This window comes from Eggerthella lenta DSM 2243, assembly GCF_000024265.1.
Classification (GTDB): Bacteria; Actinomycetota; Coriobacteriia; order Coriobacteriales; family Eggerthellaceae; genus Eggerthella; species Eggerthella lenta.
On the sequence record NC_013204.1, the window covers coordinates 3,090,969 to 3,114,023 of the forward strand.

Sequence of the window (23,055 nt, forward strand, 5' to 3'; positions counted from 1 at the left end):
CGTCAACGCGCTACAATAGCTCCAGCTTATCGACCCGAGAGAAGGGAACGCGCATGCAGCAGCAACTCACGAAACAGACCCCCGAGGGCTTCCTGCTGGTCGGACGCATCGACGCGCCGGAGCAGCCGAAGGCGGCAGTCGTCATCGTCCACGGGCTGTGCGAGCACTTCGGCCGCTACGACTACGTGACGCAGCGGCTGCTGGAAGCCGGGTACGCCGTCGTGCGCTTCGATCATCGCGGGCACGGGCGCTCCATGGGCAAGAAGGTGTGGTACGACGACCGCACGCAGATCGTATCCGATACCGACCTGTTCGTCGAAGAAGCCCGCGCGCAGTTCCCCGACCTGCCGGTGTTCATGATCGGACACTCTATGGGCGGCTTCGGCGCCGCCAGCTACGGCACGGCCCATCCCGGCAAGCTGGACGGCTACGTGCTGTCGGGCGCTTGGACGCGCGACCACGCGAGCCTGGCCTCGGGCGCCGTCGAGCAGGGGCTCGACCCCGAGACGTACATCCCCAACGAGCTGGGCGACGGCGTGTGCTCCGACCCCGCCGTGGGAGAGGCCTACCTGGCCGACCCCTTCGTCATCAAGGAGTTCTCGGTGGCGCTGCTGCGCGCCGTGCACGACGGCCACCTCTGGCTGCGCGCGCAGGCCGCCGATTTCGCCGACCCGGTGCTTCTGCTGCACGGCGGAGACGACGGCCTGGTCAGCCCGCAGGACAGCATCGACATGTTCCGCGAAGCGTCGTCGGCTGACAAGTCGCTGCGCATTTACGCGGGCCTCTACCACGAGATATTCAACGAGTTCAAAAAGGACCGCGTCATCCGCGATGCCATCGAATGGCTCGACGACCACGTGAGGTAAGCTGCACTGGCCAAGGCCGAACATCGCCACGCCAACGGGGAAAAGCGCCTGCGTCATAAGAAGGATCGACGCAGGCGCTTGCACGAGGGCAAAGCCCCCTCGCGGCCGGACAGCCGTCTGCGTAGCCGAGCCCGGCATGCGCCGCATCCTGCCGCAACAGGAAAAAACGCATAAAAATGCACCCCCCCCCCCCCCCGCTCATCCCCGGATCGAGCCCCTATCAATGGTATTCTGTAGCCATCATGAACATCCATCGACGAAGCGGTGCGCGTGGAACATATGACTGACAGCGAATTCGAGCAGGTACGCTCGTTTCTTGCCCAGACGTACGGTCTGGACATGGATTCGAAGCGCACCCTGCTAGAATGCCGCCTCGCGCGCGAGCGCGATCGTTTGCAGCTGCCGTCGTTTTCGGCGTACTTCGACCTCGTGGAGTCAGGGCGAAACCAGCAGGAGCGAAACCGGTTCGTCAACCTCGTCACCACCCATTACACCTACTTCCTGCGCGAAAGCGCGCAGTTCAAGTTCCTCTTCGCCACGGCTTTCCCGGAATTGCTGGCCAAGCGGCCGAACCGCCCGTGGAACATACTGTGCGCCGGCTGCTCCACGGGAGAAGAATGCTACAGCGTCTCGATGCTGGTCGAGGACTACGCGCGAACCCACCCGATCCCCTCCGTTCGCATCACCGGCATCGACCTGTCGCAACCTGCGATCGAAGAGGCGCGTACGGCCGCCTATCCCGAATCGCGCATCAACAGGGTGCCCCGTCGCTGGCGCAATGCGTACTTCGTTCGGAACGGTCAGCTGTACACCGTTGCCGAGCGCATCCGCTCGCGCGTCTTTCTGGCGCAGGGCAACCTCTGCGACGACGAAGTCCTGCGCAGGACGTACGACCTCATCATGTGCCGAAACGTCATCATCTACCTCAAAGCCGAAGTTCGCAACCGGGTGATCGCGACATTGCACCGCCACCTCGCCCCATCGAGCTACCTCATGCTGGGGCACGCCGAGATCATCCGCGAACGTACGCTGTTCGAATACCAGGGGAACTCCGTTTATCGAAGACAAGCGAAAGCGACCAACGTATGAGCATGAAACCGAGCAACATCAGCATAAGCCGCATCTTGATGATATCCTACGGCATCGTCATCGCCCTGTTCGCCCTTTCGATCGCAGTGGCGCTCTACGGCGTCCACGCGAACGCCTCCATGACCAAAGAGTTCTACAACCGGCCGTACATGGTTTCGAAAAGCGCCGTGGCGCTTCGCTTCACGATCGAGGAGATGTCGACGTACGTCGAGCAGCTGCTTAACGCAGAAAACGACGCGGCGAAACAGAAAGCGCTGGTGGCCATCGAGGATCTCACTGAACAACGCATGAACGAGCTGAACGTCGTCCGGTCGCTGTTCAAAGCCGATCCCGATCTTCTAGAACGCTTCTCGAACGCCTGCGACGAGCTGGGCGCGCGCCGCAACGCCGTGATCGGTGCAGCCGAAGCGGGAGACATCAACCGCGCCATCGACCTGTACTCGAACGAGTACCTCGCGCAAAAGGAAGTGACCGTCAACCTGTCCACCGAGGTCGTGAACACCGCAGAGCACGTAGCGCAGGCCTTCGTCAAAGACTCGTTCAGCGTCGAGGTCGGAACCTCGCTGGCCATCGGGCTTCTAGGGACGGCGGCCATCGTGCTCGTCATCGTTATGTGGAGGCGCATCACGCACAGCATCGCCGCGCCCATTCAGGAGATCGACCGCATAGCGAAGCGGTTGGCCGACGGCGATCTGACGGTGCGCTCATCCTGCACGTCCGGCAACGAGCTGGGCTCGCTCGCTTCGTCCATGAACGAAACGGTAGCTTCGCTGCGCTTCGCCACCGAGCAGCTCAGCGAAACAGCCGAGCAGGTGGCTCGCTCGTCATCGCAGATGTCGGACAGCTCCCAAGCCGTCGCGCAAGGCTCCGCCGAGCAAGCCACCGCCATCGAAGAGCTTGCCGCCAACGTTCAGAGCATCACGCACGTGGTGGGAGAGAACACCGAAAGCGTCCTGACCGTGAATTCCAACACCTCCGATGTACTGGGCGCGGTCGAGGAAAGCAGCGACTCGATAGCCCGCACCGTGTGCGCCATCGAGGAGATCAAAGACAACGCCCAGAGCATCTCGCAGCTGGCCAACTCCATCGAAGACATCTCGTTCCAGACGAACATCCTCGCGCTGAACGCCTCCGTCGAAGCCGCGCGCGCAGGCGATGCCGGACGCGGCTTCGCCATTGTGGCCGAGGAGATCCGCCGCCTCGCCTCGCAGGTGAGCGAAGCGTCGCGTGCGGCTGACGAACTCGCCGGGCGCGCCATCGAAAACGTCGAGGCCGGAAGCGAGCTGATCGGCTCCGCATCTTCGAACATGGAGGAAGCCGTTACCTCTATCGAAGACATCAAGACGGCGATGTCCTCCATCGCTCACGCCTCCGAGCAGCAGCTCGAAGCGGTTGCCCAGATACAGGAGAGCATGGACAGCCTCTCCCAGGTCGTGCAGGAGAACTCGGCCGCCTCCGAGGAAAGCGCGGTCATCGGAGAGGAGCTTGCGGATCGCGCGAACGAACTCAAGCACCTGATCGGCCGCTTCAAAATCGATGCAGATCCGCACGAAAGCGAAGCTGGGGCATGACGCGATTCCGAACCGAAACAGGCAGCGCGCCGAGCGGATCGGAAGGCATCCGAGAAGACCGCGAACGCCTGCGCGCCGACAACGCCGCCCTGAAGCAGCAGCTGGACGTCATGCGGGCGCTCGCATTCCGCGACCAGCTGACCGGCTTGTTCAGCCGCCACTATTTAACCGACTACCTGGAGCAAGAGATCGAACGCATGAGCGGCGAAGCGAACATCGTGCTCGCCCTGTGCGATATCGACGACTTCAAGCTCATCAACGACGTGCGCGGCCATCAGGCCGGCGACATCGCCATCGTCTGCATCGCCGACATCCTCGACGACCTCTCCGGCAACCATCCGGTCATCCGATGGGGCGGCGAGGAACTGCTGCTCGTGCTGTTCTCCACGCCCGACCACGAGGCCTTGCGTCTGTGCAACCAGATGCGTGAGGAAGTGGCCAGCTATCCCATCAGCGACGACTTAGGCGATTTTTCGTGCACGCTCACGTTCGGTCTGAGCGCCTACGATCCGGAACTCACGTTCGGCGAGAACTTCGCATCGGCCGACCGCGCGCTGTACCACGGCAAGGAGACGGGCAAGAACCGTTGCGTGTTCGCGCAATCGAACCAGATAGAGCGCGACGGAGGGAACCGGTCGTGAAACGCGAGGAGATCACCGTGCAGGCGAAGCTCAAGCCCAATTGCGGGCTCGAGAACACGCGCGCTTCGCTCGTCATGCGCCGCATCGCGCCGTTGTGCGACTCGGCAACATGCCATCCGCACGCGATCAAGAGCAGTCGAGAGACGATTCCCTACCTGCGCGACCACGGCTTGTTCGTCACCTTCGTCTCGCGCACGCCCGAGCGGGTGCTCGCAGCCATCAGCGGTGCGTTCTTCGTGGACAGCTGCACCATCGTGGAGGATCCCGAAGGCATCCCGCCGTTCGAGATGCCTTCCGCACCCCAGGAAGACGATGCAGAAAACGGAGGGATCGAAGCGATTTCTTCGTTCGCCGATCGCGATGCGCGCAGCGAGCGAGACGAAAAGCTGTCGAACCTGATCGCGCAGCTGGAGGAGACGAACCGGTCTTTGCGAGCGCACGCCGAAAGCCTTCCGAACGACCGCGTGCTCAGCGATATCGCGTTCTCGTACGCGCAGACCCTCGACCACCTGCGATCCACCGTCGCCCTTTCGCGCATCGAAGCGTTCGACCGCATCGCCCCATCGCTTCATAAGCTCGTCGAGGACTACGGGCGCCAGTTCGGCGTTCCCGTCGATCTGGAGCTCGAGCAAGGACGCATGGATCTGGATCGTTCGGTGCTCGCATCCATCGAGGAAACGCTCAGACGCGCCCTTCGATCATGTATCCGCGACGGCATCGAAAGCGCCGAGGAACGCGCCGACCTGGGAAAACCGGAACGCGCAACCATACGCTTGCGCCTGGAAAACGAAGGCTCGGATGTCGTTTGCCGCATCGAGCACGACGGCAGGCCCTTCGACGCGCACCGTATCGCCACGATAGCGTCGAAACGCGGCCTTCTCGCCCGTCCGCTGGACGCGTATTCCGACGAGGAGATAGGCGCGTTCATCCTTCTGCCGCAATTCTTCTTGCCGAGCGCCGCCAGCGATGGCAACGCCTTCGCAGAACTGAACGAGATAGGCTGCATGCTGCAGCGCATCGGCGGGCGCGGCACGATGCGCAACACCGAACGCGGCACGTTGGAGATCGTCCTACGCTTTCCCGTGCCGTTCACCGTGTTCGAAGCCGCCCTGCTGCGCACCGGAGGCGTCCGCTTCGCAGTTCCCGCACAGCAGATCGTGCGCTTCGAGGCGTTCGACCCCGCCCGCGTCCAGCGCGGCGGCGCAGCGGGAGAAGGGTCGAAAGCAACCTCAACCTGGTACGAGGACGAACACGGCGCGCATATTGAGATGCTCAACCAAGGTGCCAAGCCCTTTCCGCTTGACGCGGCGCACCCCGCATATACCGTCCTGCTTGAAGCTCTGGGGGAACGATACGCTTTGGCCGCAGACGACGTTGAGGGCTACGAGCGGATCTCGATGCTGCAGCTTCCGGCACTGCTCGACCGCCGGTGCATGCACGAACTGAGCTACATCGGATACGCCATCCTGCAAGACGGTTCACCCTGCATCGTGATAAGCGTACGGCGCTTTCTGAACGACGCGGCGAAGGACAGGGGAACCCATGCGCGACCGTAGCCAACGTCTGCACTGGATTGAAACGCTCATCGGCAAGGACCGCCAAGAGGCTCGGCGGAATAACGCGCTGGTCATCCCCACCGATGACGGAGACATGGCCATCGCGTTCTCATCCATCGTCGAAGTGGTCGCCGCCAGCCGCGTGCAGCCCCTTGCCCTCTTGCCCGAGCAGTTCTGCGGCGTGCTGTTCCGCGGCAACGAGCTGGCTCCCATCGTCGACACGAGAGCCCCCGACACTGGACCGGGGCACGTCGTGCTCGTCGAAGGGGAAGGATGCCTGTTGGGGCTGCAGTTCTACGGCACGCCCTACGTCGTCGACCTCGACGAAACCGAACATGCCCTCTTGGCCATCGAGCGCCGTCCGAGCTTCCCGTCGGGAACGCTTCCCCTGCTGGATATCGACGCCGTAGCGAAAGCGCTGCTCGCCCTCGATTAACGCCGCAGTGCGCGAGCTCCCAACCAGCGCATCAGGTAGAATGGCTCGAACAACCAGCCACCGCATCCGACGAAAGGACGCATGCCATGGAGTTCGCACGCAGCACATGGAGGCTGTTCGCCGCCAATGCGCGAACCGCTATCCTGTTCGAATTCGGTTTCCGATTCTTGTTCGCCATCCTGTTCGTACCGGCATGTTTCGGCATGGTGGATCTCGCGATGGAAGCGGCCGGACTTGCCTACTTGGCCGACACGAACATGACGACTCTATTCGCGAATCCGCTGGCGTGGGTGTTTTTGCTCGTGGCCGCGCTTGTGCTAGCCCTCGGAGCCCTTTTCGAGATGTGCGCCCTCGTCGTTGTCATGCAGGCGGGAAAGACGGGTCGGCGCATCGGAGTGTTCGAAACGAGCCGGCTCGCATTCTCTTCCGCCCGGCGCATCGCACGCCCATCGAACTGGCTTCTTGCGCTGTTCGTGCTGCTGCTGGTTCCGCTCACGAACCTGACCGTCACTTCCTCGGCGCTCACCGGCGTGCGGCTTCCCGAGTTCATTATGGACTTCATCTGGGAAAACGGCGCGCTGACCGCGGTGTTCGTCATCGTGATGGCCGCACTGTACCTGCATGCGTTTTTTCTGGCGTTCGGCATTCACTTCTTCACGCTGTGCGACGAATCCTGGATGCAGGCACGCATCTCGAGCAGGAGCCTGCTGCGCGGCAACGCCTGGCGGCTGGCGCGCCGTCTGCTGGCCTTGTTCGCCGTGTTCGCGTCGGGAGCGGTCGCGGCCATAGTCGTCGGCGTCCTCATCTTGGCCGCCATCCTAGAAGGCGGCCTGCCGTTCGGAGTCTCCTTCGCGCTCACGCTCGTGATGTTCGCGTTCACTATCGTGGTCGACTGCGTGTTCGCGCCGCTGAGCTATGCCGCCCTCAGCGCCACGTTCTACGAATTCTCGCAGGAGCGGGGCATCGACATCCCTTACCGCATCGACGAGCCCTCGCGTACGTGCAGGACGAGGCTCGCGCGCGCAGCGGTCGGCTCCTTTCTCGCCATGCTCGGACTCGTTTCGTTGCTGTCCTACGACCCTTTGCACGGGGTATTCGAATCCGAAAGCCAGCGAGAGCCCGCGCCGGATTTCGCGATCACCGCGCATCGGGGCGGCGCGCGCGAGGCTCCCGAGAACACCTTGGCTGCATTCCAGAACGCTATCGACCAAGGCGCGGATTGGGTGGAGCTTGACGTGCAGCAGACGGCCGACGGCGTGCTCGTGGTGATGCACGATGCCAACCTCAAGCGCACGACGGGTCTGGATAAAGAGTTCTGGCAGGTCACGTACGACGAGATCAAAGACCTCGACAACGGCAGCTGGTTCGATCCCGCATTCGCAGACCAGCGGATATGCACGCTGGAAGAGGCGCTTGCGTTGTGCAAAGGCAAGATCAAGTTGAATATCGAGGTGAAGCCGGACGGCCACGGCGTCGACCTCGAGCGAAAGACGGTCGACCTCATCAACGCCTACGATATGAGAGACCAGGTGGCCGTCGCGAGCATCTCCTACGAGTCGCTCGCGAAGGTGAAGGAGATCGACCCCTCCATGCCCACCATGTACGACATGACGTTGGCTTACGGCTCCATCTCGAGCATCGAGCATGTCGATTATTTCAGCGTCGACGACTTCTTCGTCACCCAGGAACTCGTCGACGAAGTGCAAGGGGCGGGGAAGATCATATACGCTTGGACCGTCAACGACCCCGCCAACATGTCGCGCCTCATCGATTATGGCATCGACGGTCTGGTCACCGACGACATCGCACAAGCTCGCGAGCTGTACGAAGCCGCGCTGAACGAGGGGCACGAGTACTTCGCCGCCATCTGATCGACGGCGGCGAACGCTTGCGAGGTGTTGGCGCGCCCGAGAGCCCGCATGGGCGCCACCCGCAAGGCGACTCGTTGCCCCGCGCTTCGATATCGACGTCGTGATGGAAACGCCGCTCGCCCTCGACCAACGCCTCGATGGCCGAAAAAGCCGCCGTCGGACGAGGCTACTTAGCCGATGCGACCGATGCCGCCCGGTCGACGGCGTCCGCGAACGTTTTCGGACGCTCGTAGTGGATGTCGTGGCCCGATTCGACGACGACGGTTTCGCAGACAGCCACGAGCTGCTGCACGCGTGCGGCGTCCTCGTCGGAGTTGGCGGCGAGCAATGTACCATCCTCGCCGTAGTTCGTCTTCGCTTTCAGGTACACGGCAGGACAGGTTATGCAGCGCAGAAGGTCGGCCTGGTCGATGCCGTCGAACCACGTGCCGTCATAGAACGTCTCGCTGAACCGCACGTCGAAGTCGTCGTAGAAGTACAGGCCACGCACCCAGTCGTGCGGCACCCAGGCCAGCGTGAGATGCGCGTCGGGGTTCGCTGATCGCTCCTGCGCCGTCCACTCCGCGATTTTAGGCTGCAGTCCTCCGAACAGGCTGAACAGGTAGCTGTGCTGCGCGTAGTACACGGTCGGGTCGGCAACGTCGCCCTGCCGGAGGAACGCGTGCGTCACCATGAAGCCGTCTTTCCATGCGAAGCAGCCCGGTTCCTGCTGCATCTCGACCGGCGTGACGCGGAAGAAGGGCGGATCCTCCAGCACGCATGCCGATACCCGCTCGGCGTCGTTGGCGGCCAGCCACGCGGCGATGATGCCGCCCGACGAATGGCCCGACACGAGATAGCACGCGCCGATCTTTTGCGCAGCGAAGGACTTGAGCGCCCGCCCGATGGCCTCGCATGAGTAAAGCGCCGGATCGTGGCTCGATTCGCCGTGACCGAAGCAGTCGACGGCGAACACGTGGTAGCGCTGCGCGAGATCGGGCAGCACGTGGGCATAGTCCTCCCACTGCACGCCCTGGCCGTGCACGAAGTATCCCGTGCGGCCGACGGCGCACTTGATGGCGAAAAAGCATCGAATTCGGAAGTCTCCATCCAGTGCGCAAGAGCACCGGGAATCCTCCTCCTCGCATAACACCAGGTCACAGGATGGCTCGCTTCCGGCACCATGCATCGAGCTCGTCCGAGGCTCGCGATTTCTTCCGAATTCGATGCCTTTGTGCCATTTCGAGGGCGACTGGCCGCACGGAGGGGCAACGCGTCCCGATTCGCGATGCAAGAAGACCTCCGCTGGGCGCGAACCCAGAACAACCCTTAGGCGAGCATCTCGGCCGATGCTCTCCCAGTGGCAAATCCGTACAAATGCTTCACGTGAAACACTCGGACGCGCACAAAAAACGCCGCATCACTATGGATGCGGCGGCCAGGTTCGCGGGTTCGCGCTTCATGCGCTTGCGCGAGATAGGTGCGATCCGAAAAGGCTACAGCAGCTCCTCCACGGCGGGCGCCACGACATCGGGGATGGACGCGGTGGGCTCGAAACGGCGCACGACGTTGCCCTCGCGGTCGACGAGGAACTTCGTGAAGTTCCACTTGATGTCCGGCTTGCCGGCGTAGTCGGGGTCGTCCTTCGACAGCAGGTCTTCCAGAATGGGCGTCAACTCGTGGCCGTCGTCGAAGCCCTCGAAGCCCTTCTGCTGCTGCAGGTAGGTGAACAGCGGGTCGGCTCCCTCGCCGTTGACCTCGATTTTCGCGAATTGCGGGAACGTCACGCCGAACCGCGACGTGCAGAACTGCGCGATCTCCTCGTTCGTGCCGGGCGCCTGGTGGCCGAACTGGTCGCACGGGAAGTCGAGGATGTCCAGGCCTCGCTCATGCAACGCGGTGTACAGCTCCTGGAGCTGGGCGTACGTGGGCGTGAAGCCGCACTCAGTGGCGGTGTTCACCACCAGCAGCACGCGACCCCGGTAGTCGGCGAGCGACACGTCGTTGCCCTGCTGATCCTTTACGGTAAAGTCATAGATGCTGGAAGCCATGGGTCCTTCTTTCAACGAGGGGTTGTTCTTCGTCTGTGATCGTACCTATGATACCGCCAAATGATACTTTGTTGATAACATTTTACGGAACGGTCATACTTGCGCACCCTGCGGCGCGAAGCCGCCAACCGAAGGATCGCCCACCAAAACAAGGATGTCGTAATCCTCGCTCCATCCTCCCGACTGATCGCTGTCGTAGCAGTACACGCTCCCCGGCCCGACCACCTTCAACAGCTCGGCCAGCTCCTCCGCTTCCGCGCTGTTTTCCTTGTGGTAGTACGACACGCGCGTCAACGCAGCGTTGAAGTAGGTCGCGTTGTCCACCGTCACGTTCTCGAACCCCGCGCCGCGCACCTTCTCGGCCACCTCGGCAGCTGCGCCCTCGACGCCGCAGCCGTTGAGCACGAGCACCGTCACCTGGTCCTTGCCGATGCGCACGGATCCAGCAGCATCGACCGCAGCCGAAGCCGGCTCTGGCACGGAAGCCGCACGGGATAGAACGTTTCCTTCAGCCGACGCAGCCGTCTCGTACGCCGACTGGTTCGCTGACTCCTGCGCGGAAGGCTGGCCGGTCGAGCACGAACCGAGCAGTATCCCCGACGCCCCGCATAATACGAGTGCGCTCGCGAGAAGAGCCCCATGCGCCGTCTTCGCGTTCACGCTCATCGCAATCACCGCCTATCGTGCTCGAACATGCCGTCTCAGAAAAGAGTATACCCCCCCCCCTGACGCGCCGCCGCAAGTTTGCAGCAACGCGAAGGTTTGTCCTGCGGAGTGTTTCACGTGAAACATTTGTGCGCTATGCAGGGTGGCGGCCCCGACCCGCCTCAGCGGCCGACGCGCACGCCGCGCGCTTAGATGCCCGCCAGCACTTCCACCACGGCGAGCGCGAACACCACTGCGAAACCCACGCCCACGGCCGCGAAGCTGGTGCCGCCACAACGCCGCACGTAGGCGAGCGCCTCCCGCACGTTCGTCGCGCCCTGTTCGAACGCGCGGTCCATCGCGCGCTCGGCGCTGACGCGGTACAGCGAGTAGAACGCCATGCCGAACACGAGGCTCGCCAGGAAGAAGAGCATCCCCACCACCGTCGAAAGGGACTTCGACAGGAAATCGGCGCCGAAGCTCACGGCGATCCAGCAGCCAGCCGCGAGGTACTGCTTGCGGTACAGCAGGTACAGAGGTGTCAGCAACAGCGCGAGCCAGCTGAACCCCCACCCGCGCATCTTCCGCACCATCTGGGGTTTCGGACTGCCTCCCTCGCCTTCCGCATAAGCCGCGTACAAATTGCAAAGCTCGTACGGCTCTCCCGCGGGCGTCCTCGCCATGAACCGGGCATCGTCGTCCATCGCCCAACCTCCTTCCGAAAGCAACGGGGCGAGCCGCTCCGGCCCGCCCCGCGTCAACTCGCTCGTCGTTCGCTATGCCCGCTCCGTCTCGATTTCCAGCGCGCCGGCTTCTTCTTGGACGGCCTGGGGGCGGCCGGCGTCCACGAACCGGTCGCGCGCCTTCTTCGCCTCGGCCTCCTTGTCGGCAAGGTTCGCCTTCGCCACGCTGATCATCAGCTTGATGCGGTTGAGCTGGTTCACCTCGGACGCGCCGGGGTCGTAGTCCACCGCCACGATGTTGCTTTCCGGGTAGCGGCGACGCAGCTCTTTGATGACCGCCTTGCCCACCACGTGGTTCGGCAGGCACGCGAAGGGCTGCGTGCATACCACGTTCGGCGCACCGGTTTTGATGAGCTCCACCATCTCGGCGGTCAGCAGCCAACCCTCGCCCATCGAGTTGCACAAGGACAGGATCTCGCTCGCGTACTCGGCCAGCTCGTAGATGTCGGCCGGCGGCTCGAAGCGGCTGGAGTCCTGCAGCGCCTTCGTGACGGGCGCCCGCATCTTCGCGATGGCCCACAGCCCGATGCGGGAACCCAGCGCGCCCTTCGCCGAACGACCGAGCGGGTCCTTCTGGAAGATGCCGCCGGCGATGCCGAACAGGAAGAACTCGGCCAAGCCCGGCACCACGGCCTCGCAGCCCTCGCGTTCGATGACGTCGACGATCTGGTTGTTCGCAGTGGGATGGAACTTCACCAGGATCTCGCCCACCACACCCACACGCGGCTTCAACCCCTCGCCGGCCAGCGGCAGCGTATCGAAGTCTTCCACGATGCGGCGCACCGTCTTCTTGAACTCGCCGCGCTTCAAGCCACTGCGCAGCTGCGCCTTGCACGTCGTCATCCAGTGGTCGAACAGGCGGTTCGCGCTGCCCTCCTCGACCTCGTACGGACGCGTGCGGTACAGCGCCATCATCAGCAGGTCGCCGTAGAAGATGGCGTATGCGGCCTGCAGCAGCATGGACGGCGTCACCTTGAAGCCGGGGTTGCTCTCGCCCAGATCCTTGAACGACAGCGCGATGACGGGAATATGCGGCAGCCCCACCGAGGCCAGCGCCTTGCGGATAAGCGAGATATAGTTCGTGGCGCGGCAGCCGCCGCCTGTCTGCGTGATGATGACCGCCAGCTTGTCGGTATCGTAGCGGCCGGACATGACGGCCTCCATGATCTGACCGGTGACCAGCACCGACGGATAGCAGATGTCGTTGTTCACGTACTTGAGGCCCGCGTCCACCGCGCCGTGGTCGACCGACGGCAACAGCTCGAAGTTGTAGCCGTTGCGCTTGAAGATGTCCACGAGCAGGTCGAAGTGGATGGGTGCCATCTGCGGGCAGAGGATCGTGTAGCCCGCATCCTTCATCTCCTGCGTGAACACCGCGCGCGGGAACTCGGTGGTGGCGCCTTCGCGCTGGCGGAAGCGCTCGGCAACCTCGGGCGCCGCCTTCTGGGTGAACGTCTCGGGGGTGGCGCCGGTCAGCTTCGCCGCGATGGCGGCCTCGGTCTGGCCCGTCTTCGCGTCGATGGCCGCCTCGGGCGTGGCCTCGAACGTGTCGGGATCGAAGCTGACGGCGGGGCAGCCGCGCGGCATGCGTTCGGCGTCGGCCTTCTCGTCGGCCTGGTCCTTGAGCGCCGCCAGCAGCGAGCGCACGCGGATGCGCGCCGCGCCCAGGTTCGACACCTCGTCGATCTTGAGCACGGTGTACACCTTGCCCGCCGCCTCGAGGATCTCCTGCACCTGGTCGGTGGTCAGCGCGTCGAGGCCGCAGCCGAAGCTGTTGAGCTGGATGAGGTCGAGGTCGGCTCGCTCGGTGGCCACCTTCGCCGCCGCGTACAGGCGGGTGTGGTACATCCACTGGTCCACGAGGCGGATGGGGCGCTCGAGCGTGCCGAGGTGCGCGATGGAGTCCTCGGTGAGCACGGCCAGGCCGAAGCTGGTCAGCAGCTCGGGAATGGCGTGGTTGATCTCGGGGTCGTTGTGGTAGGGACGGCCCGCCAGCACGATGCCGTGCGTGCCCGTGGCCTCCATCCAGGCGAGCGTCTCCTCCCCTTTCGCGCGGATGTCGCGCTTGAAGGCCTCGTCCTCGGCCCACGCGGCGTCCACGGCGGCGTCCACCTCGGCCTGCGTCGGCGCGGCGACCGAGCCCATGAGCTCGGGGTGCGCCTCGACCAGCTCTACGAACAGGCGCTTCTTGAGGTGCTCCTTCTGGTCGTAGGGCAGCCACGGGGTGAGCAGATTCACGTCGGACGTGCGCAGCTCGTCGATGTTGAGGCGCAGCGCCTCGGGGTAGCTGGCCACGATGGGACAGTTGAAGTGGTTGCCCGCGCCCTCGTCCTCCTGGCGCTCCCACTTGCTGCACGGGAACCAGATGAAGTCGGGGGCTTTGTCCAGCAGGTTCATGATATGGCCGTGGCTGAGCTTCGCCGGGTAGCACACCGACTCGGACGGCATGGACTCGATGCCCGCCTCGTAGGTCTTCTTCGTGGACGGGTCGGACAGCACCACGCGCCAGCCGAGCTTCGTGAAGAAAGTGAACCAGAACGGGTAGTTCTCGTACTGGTTGAGCGCGCGCGGGATGCCCACGCTGCCGCGCGGGGCGTTCTCGGGCGCGAGGGGCTCGTAATCGAACAGGCGGCTGCTCTTGTATTCGTAGAGGTTCGGCACGTTCTTGCTCTCGTCGAGCGTGCCCGCGCCCTTCTCGCAGCGGTTGCCCGTGATGAAGCGGCGGTGCTTGCCCGTGGTCTCGTCCACGCCGAAGTCGTTGACGGTGAGCAGGCAGTGGTTCGAGCACGCCTTGCAACGCACGGTCTTGTGCGTGGGCGACAGCGCCGCCAGCTGCTCGAGCGACAGCAGGCTCGAGCCCACCGCGACGGGCGCGGCTAGCTGCTCGCTCTCGGAGCTCCACGCGGCGCCGGCCTCGGCCTTGCGCGCCTCGAGCGCCACGGCGGAGTGGTAGCGGTCGCGCGCGAGCAGCGCGGCGCCGAACGCGCCCATGTTGCCGGCGATGTCGGGGCGCACGGCCTGGACCTCGGACAGCTGCTCGAACGCGCGCAGCACGGCGTCGTTCAGGAACGTGCCGCCCTGCACGATGACCTTCGTGCCCACATCGTGCGGGTCGCGGATCTTGATGACCTTGAACAGCGCGTTCTTGATGACGGAGATGGCCAGGCCCGCGGCGATGTCGCCCACGGTGGCGCCTTCCTTCTGCGCCTGCTTCACGCGGCTGTTCATGAACACGGTGCAGCGGCTGCCCAGGTCGACGGGACGCTCGGCCTTGATGGCGGTCTGCGCGAACTCGGCCACGTCCAGGTTGAGGCCCGTGGCGAAGCTCTCGATGAAGCTGCCGCAGCCCGAGCTGCACGCCTCGTTGAGCATGATGTGGTCGATGACGCCGTCCTTGACGCGCAGGCACTTCATGTCCTGGCCGCCGATGTCGAGGATGAACTCGACGCCCGGCAGCATCTCCTGCGCGCCGCGCAGGTGCGCCACCGTCTCGATCTCGCCGGAGTCCACGCGCAGCGCCTCCAGCAACAGATGCTCGCCGTAGCCCGTCACCGTGGCGTGGCCGATGTGCACGAGCGGCTCGCCCGTGTCGGCGTCCACCGGCATCTCGTTGTACAGGTTGCTCAGCGCGGTGCGCGCGCAGCCCAGCACGTCGCCCTTGTTGCTGGCGTAGTGCGACCACAGAAGCGCGCCGTCCTCGCCGATGAGCGCGGCTTTGAACGTGGTGGAGCCGGCATCGATGCCGAGGTAGGCCGTGCCCTCATAGGACATGAGGTCGCCGCGGCGCACGCATTCGCCGTCATGGCGGTCCTTGAACTGGGCGTACTCGTCCTCGCTGGCGAACAGCGGGGGCAGGCGCACCACTTCGGAGCCCTGGATGTCGCCGAGGTTCTTCAGGCGGTCGAGCACGTCGTCCAGCAGCTCGGCCTTCACCGTCTCGCTGGCCGCGCCCGCGATGGCGCAGCCGCTGGCCACGAACAGGTGGGCGTTCTCGGGCACGATGATGTGCTCGTCGTCCAGCTCCAGCGTCTCGTAGAAGCGCTTGCGCAGCTCGGGGAGGTACTGCAGCGGGCCGCCGAGGAAAGCCACGTGGCCGCGGATGGGGCGGCCGCACGCCAGGCCGCTGATGGTCTGCGTCACCACCGACTGGAAGATGGACGCGGCGATGTCCTCCTTGCGCGCGCCCTCGTTGATGAGCGGCTGCACGTCGGTCTTCGCGAACACGCCGCAACGGCTGGCGATGGGATACAGCGTGGTGGCGCCCTGCGCCAGCACGTTCAAGCCGCCCGCATCGGTGTTCAGCAGCGCGGCCATCTGGTCGATGAAGGCGCCCGTGCCGCCGGCGCACGTGCCGTTCATGCGCTGCTCGATGCCCTGGTCGAAGTAGATGATCTTCGCGTCCTCGCCGCCCAGCTCGATGGCCACGTCGGTGACGGGGATGAAGGTTTCCACCGCCGTCTTCGAGGCGATGACCTCCTGCACGAACTCGATGCCCAGCCACTGCGCGAGCAGCAGGCCGCCCGATCCCGTGATGGCGATGGTCATGCGATCGGCGCCGAAATCGGCCGCCGCCTCGGAAAGCACCTCCACGATGGTGGCGCGCACGTCGGCGTGGTGGCGGCGGTACACCGAGAATTTCACCTCGTGGGCCTCGTCGAGGATGGCCAGCTTGACCGTGGTGGAGCCCACGTCGATGCCGATATGCAGGTTGTTGTTCTCTTCCATAGCTCCCTTGCCTTACAGCTTGATCGATTCGCCCGGTTTGATGAAGAACAGCCTCATGGCGATGAGGGCCATCTCCTCCGAGCTTTCCTGCATGCCCGTTTCGATCCAGCGCGTGATGACGCCGAGGTACGCGGATGCGAAGAACGCGACGTAGTAGCCGACGAACGGCGACGGATCGTTGCGGTAGCGCTCGTGCAGGATGGATTGGACGAGGTTGGTGCACACGGAGTCGCGCAGGCGCGGGCCGAAGCCCACGTCGCCGCCCGGGCCCAGCGCCGCGTGAAGGAACGCGCCCTGCTCGCGCAGGTAGTCGAACAGCTCCACGAGCAGCGGCAGCGGCTTCTTGCGCGCCCGGTAGCCCAGCAGCTCGCGCACGGTGAGGTTCTGCATCTGCGCCTGGAGCCGGTCGAGGTCGTCCATGACCTCGGCCTCCAGCTGGGCCAGCAGGTCGTCCTTGTCGCGGAAGTGGTTGTAGAACGTGCCGCGGTTGAGATCGGCGCGCTCGCACAGGTCGTTCACCGAGAAGCCGTCGAAGCTGCGCTCCTCCATGAGCTCGATGAGCGCGTCGCTGAGCGCGCGCTTCGATCGCGTGATGCGGCGATCCTGCGGGGCAGCCGTGCTTCGCGCCGTCGCGACAGCGACGGGAGCGGGCGAAACGGTTGTCGTGGTCATGATCACCTCTAATTGAACAGTTGGGTCAATAATGAACAACTTGTCGAATAACGAGCAGTATACCTGTTCGCGCCCCGGAACACAACGAGGGAGAACCCCGCCTTCACACGAGGCGCGCCGCGCGGCGTGCCGCGAGGCGGGGCGCGATGCGCGTCGTGCCGCAGGGCGCCCGCCTCCCGTGGGGCGCACCTCGCCTGCGACGCGCCGCGCGCACTTCCTCGCGCGGCGGCGTGCCGAATGTTTCACGTGAAACATTCGTTCGTTTCTTCGCCCACCCCCCCCCCGCCCTCGCGCGCCCAAGCCCTCGCGTCCTCTCGCACGCTTCCCTCCATTGTCACCTTCTTTCGCCGATCGCGTTGACACGATCGGCCTCTCTCTCCTACCATGCACCCATGGGAACCAAGGAACAACTGCTGCGCCTGCTGGAGGAGAACCGCGAGCGCTACGTGTCGGGCGCCGCGATGGCGCAGGCCATCGGCGTGAGCCGCAACGCGGTGTGGAAAGCCGTCGAGGCGCTGCGCGCCGAGGGGTACGCCATCGACGCCGTCACGAACAAGGGCTACGCGCTGTCGCAGGAGAACGACCTGCTGTCGCCCCAGGGCATCGAGCGGTTCCTGCCGCCCGGCCACCCCTTCGCCATCTCCGTGCGCAAGCGCGTGGACTCCACCAACTCCGAGGCGCGCCGCCGCGCCGCCGAGGGCGCGCCCGAGGGCACCGTCATCGTGGCCGAGGAGCAGACCGCCGGCAAGGGACGCCCCGGCAAGACGTTCTTCTCCCCTGCGTCTTCGGGCCTGTACCTCAGCATCGTGCTGCGCCCCACGCTGGCCGCCGACCGCGGCCAGTTCCTCACCTGCGCCGCCGCCGTGGCGGGCGCGCAGGCCATCGAGCAGGTGACCGGCAAGGAAGCCCTCATCAAGTGGGTGAACGACATCTACTGCGACGAGCGCAAGGTGGCGGGCATCCTCACCGAGGGCATGGTGGACATGGAGTCGGGGCGCTTCGAGCACGCGGTGCTCGGCATCGGCGTGAACGTGAAGCCACCGGCCGATGGCTTCCCTCGCGACATCGCCGACGTGGCGGGCGCCGTGCTCGACGACCGCACGGGCGCCGTGCGCTGCGAGCTGGCCGCCGCCATCCTCACGCGCTTCTGGAACCTGTACCGGCACGTGGCCGACGCCTCGTTCTACGACGAGTACCGCCGCCGGTGCTTCCTGCTGGGCCAACCGCTCGTCGTGCGCCAGGGCCCCTCGCGCGTGCGCGCCCGCGCCGTCGACCTCACGCCCGACTTCAAGCTGGTCGTCGAACTGCCCGACAAAACCCGCCGCGAGCTCCCCTACGGCGAGGTCAGCACCCGGCTCACCTAACCCGCTGCCCCGCCGCCCGCACGGATGGCCGCGCGCCGTGCGCAACCCGCACGCCACTCGATCGCGCCGATGTTTCACGTGAAACATCCGTTCCCTTCCTCGGGCTGCCCTTGAGAAGAAACGTCGAAATCGAGCGAACCGCGACGCCGCCGACCACGGGGTTTGCTATGCTGTTCCGCACGATCACACAACGCTTGAGAGAAAGACGGGGCATCATGCAGATCACGCCTGCTGAAATCGCCGAGACGCTTGCCATGGTGAGCAATCAGCACCTCGACATCCGCACGATCACGCTGGGGCTGAACCTGCGAGGTTGCACGGACGCCGACATCGACGTCATGGCACGCAAGGTGTACGACCGCATGACCACCGCCGCCGAGCACCTCGTGCCCACGGCCGAGCAGCTCGAGCGCGAGTACGGCATCCCCATCGTGAACAAGCGCATCTCCGTCACGCCCATCGCCGAGATCTGCGCCGCCACGAGCGCGCACGACCTCACCCCCATCGCCGTGGCCATGGACAAGGCCGGAAAAGAGGTGGGCGTCGACTTCGTGGGCGGCTTCAGCGCGCTCGTGCACAAGGGCGCCTCGAAAGCCGACAACAAGCTGATGGAGTCCATTCCCCACGCGCTGTCCGTCACCGACAACGTGTGCTCGTCGGTGAACGTGGGCTCCACGCGCGCGGGCATCAACATGGACGCCGTGCTCAAGATGGCCGGCATCATCAAGGCTACCGCCGAGGCCACGGCCGATCGCCAGTGCATCGGCGCCGGAAAGCTGGTCGTGTTCTGCAACGCCGTGGAGGACAACCCCTTCATGGCCGGCGCGTTCCACGGATCGGGCGAGGCCGACGAAGTGGTGAACGTGGGCGTGTCGGGTCCCGGCGTGGTGCGCGCCGTGCTGGCCGACCTGCCGAAAGACGCCGACATCACGTCGGTGGCCGAAGCCATCAAAGCCACCGCGTTCAAGATCACGCGCGCCGGCGAGCTCATGGCGCGCGAGGCGTCCAAGCGCCTGGGCGTGCAGCAGGGCATCCTCGACTTGTCGCTGGCCCCCACTCCGGCCGAGGGCGACTCGGTGGCCGAGATCCTCGAGGCCATCGGCGTGGGCCAGTGCGGCGGCCCCGGCACCACGGCGGCGCTCGCCATGCTCAACGACGCGGTGAAGAAGGGCGGCGTCATGGCGTCCTCGTCCGTCGGCGGCCTGTCCGGCGCGTTCATCCCCGTGTCCGAGGACGCCGGCATGATCCGCGCGGCCGAGGACGGCGCGCTGTCGCTCGAGAAGCTGGAAGCCATGACCTGCGTGTGCTCCGTGGGCCTCGACATGATCGCCGTCCCCGGCGACACGAGCGTCGAGACCATCTTCGGCATCATCGCCGACGAATGCGCCATCGGCATGATCAACAGCAAGACCACCGCGGTCCGCCTCATCCCCGCCATCGGCAAGACGGTGGGCGACCAGCTCGACTTCGGCGGCCTGCTGGGTTACGCCCCGGTCATGCCCGTGAACCAGTACGCCGGCACCACGTTCGCCCACCGCGGCGGCCGTATGCCCGCCCCCCTGAACTCCCTGAAGAACTAGCGCGGCGGCCGCGCTTGCGTCCAGCACGCTCTTCGAAGGCGGCCCTGCGGGGGCCGCCTTCTCGTTACCAGGGTATTTCCTCGTAGGTGAAACCCTTTTCCTCGGCCAAGTAGGCGAACAGCTCGTCGCAGTCGAACACTTTGATGGTCGACTTCTCGAAATCCTTTTGGTTGCGCGTGATGATGGCGTCGGCCTTCAACCTGAGCGCGCACTGGTACACGCACGCATCCTCCAGATCGACCCACGACGAATCGAGCGCTGCGTCAAATTGAACTTCGTTAACACCGCAGATGCGCATCCCTTGTCGCATCTTCTTGAGATCCTGCTTCAGCTGGGCAGCTTGCGAAGGCCTCCCTCCGCCAGTCAGGGTATAGAAGACGTCATTCGCTTGCGCCGAGCTGAACCAGAGTTCGTGCTCCGCGAGAAACCCCAGCATCACTAGCTTTCGAGCACTCGCATAAAAGGGCTCTCGCATTTTGATATAGTCAATCACGATATTCGAATCGAGCATCAGCCTCATGAGAAATCCTTACTCGTCGCAAGACCACGCGATATCAAGCGCTCCCGCCTGATTTCATCGTCGGTCATGGTGGAGAAGCGATCCCTCCGCGGAATACTATCCACCCAGGCGATCGCCTGCGCGATTTCCTCCTGCGTGTACTTCCGTCGCCCCTGCTGCTCGGGGAACGGCAGCTGCTTCTTCTCCAGCACGTAGTCGTACAGGCGATTCACCGCCTGCGAGGCGTTCGTGCCCAACTGCTCGAGCATGCGGTTGCCCGCCTCTTTCTTCTCCGCCGACATGCGCGCCGTCACCATCGCATCAGCCATGTTGCACCTCCAATGTTGTACGTACAACATATGATAGCATGGAGAGCAGCGGATCTCAAGGCGTGCCGAAACCGCGATCGTCTGCGCCCCACCCGATCGGGGTGGACTTTGCGCGCGCGTTGGCACAATGCACGGTATTCCCAGGTCATCGGCATAATTCCAAAAAACCTGCGCCATCGCATCATCCTTGTTCGGATCGAGTTCACCTGATAAGCTCGAAACGAGGGCGCGGCGCGGGGGAGAAACGCGAAGCGCGCGGCGCCCCTTCAAGCAGGAGGGGATATCGATGATCGACCAGCTGACGCGCGTCTACCGACCGAAACGCAATGCGCTGTTCTTGGGCCTCTGCTTCCCGCAAGCCTGGATGTTCGTGGTGAGCCAACGCGTGGTGTTCGACACGCTTGCCTTTCAACTCGCCTTCCATCTGGGCATGCTGGCGGCCCTGCTCGCCATAGCCCTGCTGTTTCGACCCGGTGCCGAACGCGACCCGCACGTCCTCTTCCATCCGCTCAGCGCCGTCGCCCTCTGCGTCACGCCGCTGCTCGGCATCGCTTCGGTGGCGCTGCCCGTTTTCGCCCAGGTCGCTGCGGGAGCAATAAGCGGGCTCGGCATCGCCTTCTGCTTCTCGTCGTGGTTCCTCATCTACAGCAGCATGAAAACCAAAGACGCCTGCGGATTCATCTTGCTGGGGTTCTCGTTCGGGGCCCTCATCTGCCTCGTCATGAGCATCTTCTCCCTGACCGGCACCGCTCCCGTCCTCGCCGTCGCCTGCGTCCTGCCGTTCGGCTCCATCATCTGCGCGCGCCGCGCTTGGGATGGGACGTCGAACCTCCTGGTCAATCGACCGGGTGCTACCACGCTTCGCAAGCAGCCGCGCCGATCGTCCTCCCTTTTCCTCGTCGTCCAGGTCATCGTGTACGCCGTGATTTTCGGCAACGGCATCATATTCAGCATTCTGCAGGGGGCCATTCCCAGCTCGTCGCACGAGCACGCGATCGCCTTCGCCAATTATGCGCTGCGCGCCCTGCTGCCCTTCCTCCTCTTCATGTGGCTCGTCGCCCGAGAGGACAACGCACGGGCGAAGGCGCTGGCCAACTCGATGCTGCTGGCGCTGACGTTCCTGCTGCTCATGCTCTGGTTCGTAGCCGGCGCCTCGTCCGCCATCGACTACATCTCGCTTTCCCTGGCGCGCAACCTCGTGCTCGTGCTGTTGTACCTCGTGCTGATCAAGCTCGCCCAGCGAAGCGCGCAGCACCCCTGCTTCGTGTTCGGCATCGGTCGCGGACTGTACGAAGCATCCGTCGCCGGCGGCATCGCAGCGTACAGCGCCCTCGCAAGCGCCTACGGGACGCTCCCCATCGAGGAGCACATCGTGCAAGCGACGGCCATCTGCGTGTTCGTGTTCCTGGCCAGCTGTTTTTTCATGACCGCCCAGAACCTGCACGACGAGCAGCCTGCACCCTCGTATCCCGTGGACGACCCCGACAGGGGATGGGGCCAGGTGAAGCATGAATTCTCTCTGTCCGATCGCGAAAGCGAGATCATGCAGCTGCTCTACCGCGGACACACTAAGAAGGGAATCGCCGACATTCTCGTCCTGTCGGAGAACACCGTGCGCTGGTACACGAAGCAGTTGTACGCAAAGCTCGACGTGCACAGCAAGGAAGAGCTCATCCGCCTGGTGAACGAGCGCCGATAGCGCATGCGGACGGCCAAGATCGCCGAGGGAAGGGCGATCTTGGCCGTCAGGCCGTACCGCGCCGCCGGGAGGGAGAGCGGCGGGCACGCGGGGTCGTTCAGCGAGACTCGCTTACTCGTGGCAGGTGTAGCACTCGTACACGTTCTGATGGTGACACTGCGTGCACGCTGCGGCCGCCGTCTCTTCAAGCGGTTTCTCATCGTGCATCGTATGGCAGCTTCCGCAGGTCAACGTGTCGTGGCTTGCGCTCTGCGGCAGGTCGTGCGGGTTCACCGTCGTGCCTTGGTCGTCGGTGAGCGCCGTCGAGGACGCGGCGGCCTCGGGTGCGCCCGCGTCGGCGTGGCAGCTCACGCACGCATCCTGCTCGACCGAAGTCTTCGACAGCTTCTTCGCTCCCTTCGTATCGGCCAGCGTGACGCCGTCATGGGCTGCGGCAAGGCCGTTTTCATCGGTGTGGCATTGCACGCATTGCAGGTTGGCATGGTTGGCCGAAACCTGGCACGACGAGTCCGTCAGCGACGACGACTGCGTCGCATGGCACAGACCGCAATCGGCATCGGCCGACCAGGAGAACGGAGCGTCGCTCGCCGCCGCCTGGGCCGTATCGCCCGCCTTGCCCGCCTCACCGCCCGCTTGCTGCGGCGTGCCGCCGCACCCGGCAAGCGACGCGCACAGCGCGAGCAAGATCGCCGCGGGAGCCAACGCGCGCATTCCTTTCTTCGCGGATACGTTCATGAGC

The 23,055-nt window shown here is 64.6% G+C and carries 19 protein-coding genes; 10 read left to right on the top strand and 9 right to left on the bottom strand.

Translation table 11 applies throughout. From position 1 onward, the window contains the following. Positions 1-53 precede the first annotated feature (53 nt). From ELEN_RS13385 to ELEN_RS13415, 7 genes are all read left to right on the top strand, one after another. Entirely contained in the window at positions 54-866 is an 813-nt protein-coding gene (locus tag ELEN_RS13385) for an alpha/beta hydrolase (RefSeq protein ID WP_015761340.1), read from the top strand. 279 nt (positions 867-1,145) lie between these two features. Beyond that, a complete protein-coding gene (locus ELEN_RS13390; protein WP_015761341.1) occupies positions 1,146-1,955 on the top strand; it encodes a CheR family methyltransferase in 810 nt (269 codons plus the stop codon). Next, complete coding sequence (locus ELEN_RS13395) at positions 1,952-3,526, top strand: methyl-accepting chemotaxis protein (protein ID WP_009306749.1); 1,575 nt, start codon at positions 1,952-1,954, stop codon at positions 3,524-3,526. The genes ELEN_RS13390 and ELEN_RS13395 overlap by 4 nt, the downstream gene beginning before the upstream one ends. Then, entirely contained in the window at positions 3,523-4,167 is a 645-nt protein-coding gene (locus ELEN_RS13400; protein ID WP_009306750.1) for a GGDEF domain-containing protein, read from the top strand. The genes ELEN_RS13395 and ELEN_RS13400 overlap by 4 nt, the downstream gene beginning before the upstream one ends. Next, positions 4,164-5,723, top strand: a complete 1,560-nt coding sequence (locus ELEN_RS13405) for a hypothetical protein (protein WP_009306752.1) — start codon at positions 4,164-4,166, stop codon at positions 5,721-5,723. The genes ELEN_RS13400 and ELEN_RS13405 overlap by 4 nt, the downstream gene beginning before the upstream one ends. Continuing rightward, positions 5,710-6,159: a CheW domain-containing protein gene (locus tag ELEN_RS13410; protein WP_009306754.1), complete on the top strand. Its 450-nt coding sequence runs from the start codon at positions 5,710-5,712 to the stop codon at positions 6,157-6,159. Before ELEN_RS13405 ends, ELEN_RS13410 begins: the two co-directional genes overlap by 14 nt. A gap of 86 nt (positions 6,160-6,245) precedes the next feature. After that, positions 6,246-8,030 (top strand): glycerophosphodiester phosphodiesterase family protein, encoded by a 1,785-nt coding sequence (locus ELEN_RS13415; RefSeq protein WP_009306756.1) that lies wholly within the window; start codon positions 6,246-6,248, stop codon positions 8,028-8,030. Positions 8,031-8,196: 166 nt separating this feature from the next. Here the strand turns inward: ELEN_RS13415 and ELEN_RS13420 are convergent, their stop codons facing one another. The 6 genes from ELEN_RS13420 to ELEN_RS13445 form a co-directional block, all read right to left on the bottom strand. Further along, complete coding sequence (locus ELEN_RS13420) at positions 8,197-9,054, bottom strand: alpha/beta fold hydrolase (protein ID WP_231566115.1); 858 nt, start codon at positions 9,052-9,054, stop codon at positions 8,197-8,199. A 451-nt stretch (positions 9,055-9,505) separates the two neighbouring features. Then, positions 9,506-10,060: a glutathione peroxidase gene (locus ELEN_RS13425; RefSeq protein ID WP_015761343.1), complete on the bottom strand. Its 555-nt coding sequence runs from the start codon at positions 10,058-10,060 to the stop codon at positions 9,506-9,508. Between the two features lie 93 nt (positions 10,061-10,153). Beyond that, a complete protein-coding gene (locus ELEN_RS13430) occupies positions 10,154-10,726 on the bottom strand; it encodes a LytR C-terminal domain-containing protein (RefSeq protein WP_015761344.1) in 573 nt (190 codons plus the stop codon). A gap of 188 nt (positions 10,727-10,914) precedes the next feature. Beyond that, positions 10,915-11,409, bottom strand: coding sequence for a DUF2628 domain-containing protein (locus ELEN_RS13435; protein WP_015761345.1), 495 nt, complete (start codon positions 11,407-11,409; stop codon positions 10,915-10,917). A gap of 72 nt (positions 11,410-11,481) precedes the next feature. Then, positions 11,482-16,173, bottom strand: coding sequence for a 2-hydroxyacyl-CoA dehydratase (locus tag ELEN_RS13440; protein WP_015761346.1), 4,692 nt, complete (start codon positions 16,171-16,173; stop codon positions 11,482-11,484). 12 nt (positions 16,174-16,185) lie between these two features. Next, positions 16,186-16,845 carry a TetR/AcrR family transcriptional regulator gene (locus tag ELEN_RS13445; RefSeq protein WP_015761347.1) on the bottom strand — a complete coding sequence of 220 codons (660 nt, stop codon included), beginning with the start codon at positions 16,843-16,845 and terminating at the stop codon, positions 16,186-16,188. A 392-nt stretch (positions 16,846-17,237) separates the two neighbouring features. Between ELEN_RS13445 and ELEN_RS13450 the strand changes: the two genes are divergently transcribed. Beyond that, positions 17,238-18,209 carry a biotin--[acetyl-CoA-carboxylase] ligase gene (locus ELEN_RS13450; RefSeq protein ID WP_035585678.1) on the top strand — a complete coding sequence of 324 codons (972 nt, stop codon included), beginning with the start codon at positions 17,238-17,240 and terminating at the stop codon, positions 18,207-18,209. 215 nt (positions 18,210-18,424) lie between these two features. Further along, complete coding sequence (locus ELEN_RS13455) at positions 18,425-19,789, top strand: PFL family protein (RefSeq protein WP_015761349.1); 1,365 nt, start codon at positions 18,425-18,427, stop codon at positions 19,787-19,789. 64 nt (positions 19,790-19,853) lie between these two features. Here ELEN_RS13455 and ELEN_RS13460 read toward each other — a convergent pair whose 3' ends face one another. Both ELEN_RS13460 and ELEN_RS13465 read right to left on the bottom strand, forming a co-directional pair. Beyond that, entirely contained in the window at positions 19,854-20,309 is a 456-nt protein-coding gene (locus ELEN_RS13460) for a type II toxin-antitoxin system VapC family toxin (protein WP_015761350.1), read from the bottom strand. Then, a complete protein-coding gene (locus tag ELEN_RS13465) occupies positions 20,306-20,617 on the bottom strand; it encodes a type II toxin-antitoxin system RelB/DinJ family antitoxin (RefSeq protein ID WP_015761351.1) in 312 nt (103 codons plus the stop codon). The genes ELEN_RS13460 and ELEN_RS13465 overlap by 4 nt, the downstream gene beginning before the upstream one ends. Positions 20,618-20,903: 286 nt before the next feature. Between ELEN_RS13465 and ELEN_RS13470 the strand changes: the two genes are divergently transcribed. Further along, positions 20,904-22,316, top strand: a complete 1,413-nt coding sequence (locus tag ELEN_RS13470) for a helix-turn-helix transcriptional regulator (RefSeq protein WP_015761352.1) — start codon at positions 20,904-20,906, stop codon at positions 22,314-22,316. A 111-nt stretch (positions 22,317-22,427) separates the two neighbouring features. On the opposite strand, the gene ELEN_RS13475 is transcribed toward ELEN_RS13470, so the two are convergent. Next, on the bottom strand, positions 22,428-23,051 hold the full coding sequence (locus ELEN_RS13475) for a hypothetical protein (RefSeq protein ID WP_015761353.1): 624 nt from the start codon (positions 23,049-23,051) through the stop codon (positions 22,428-22,430). Positions 23,052-23,055 lie beyond the last annotated feature (4 nt).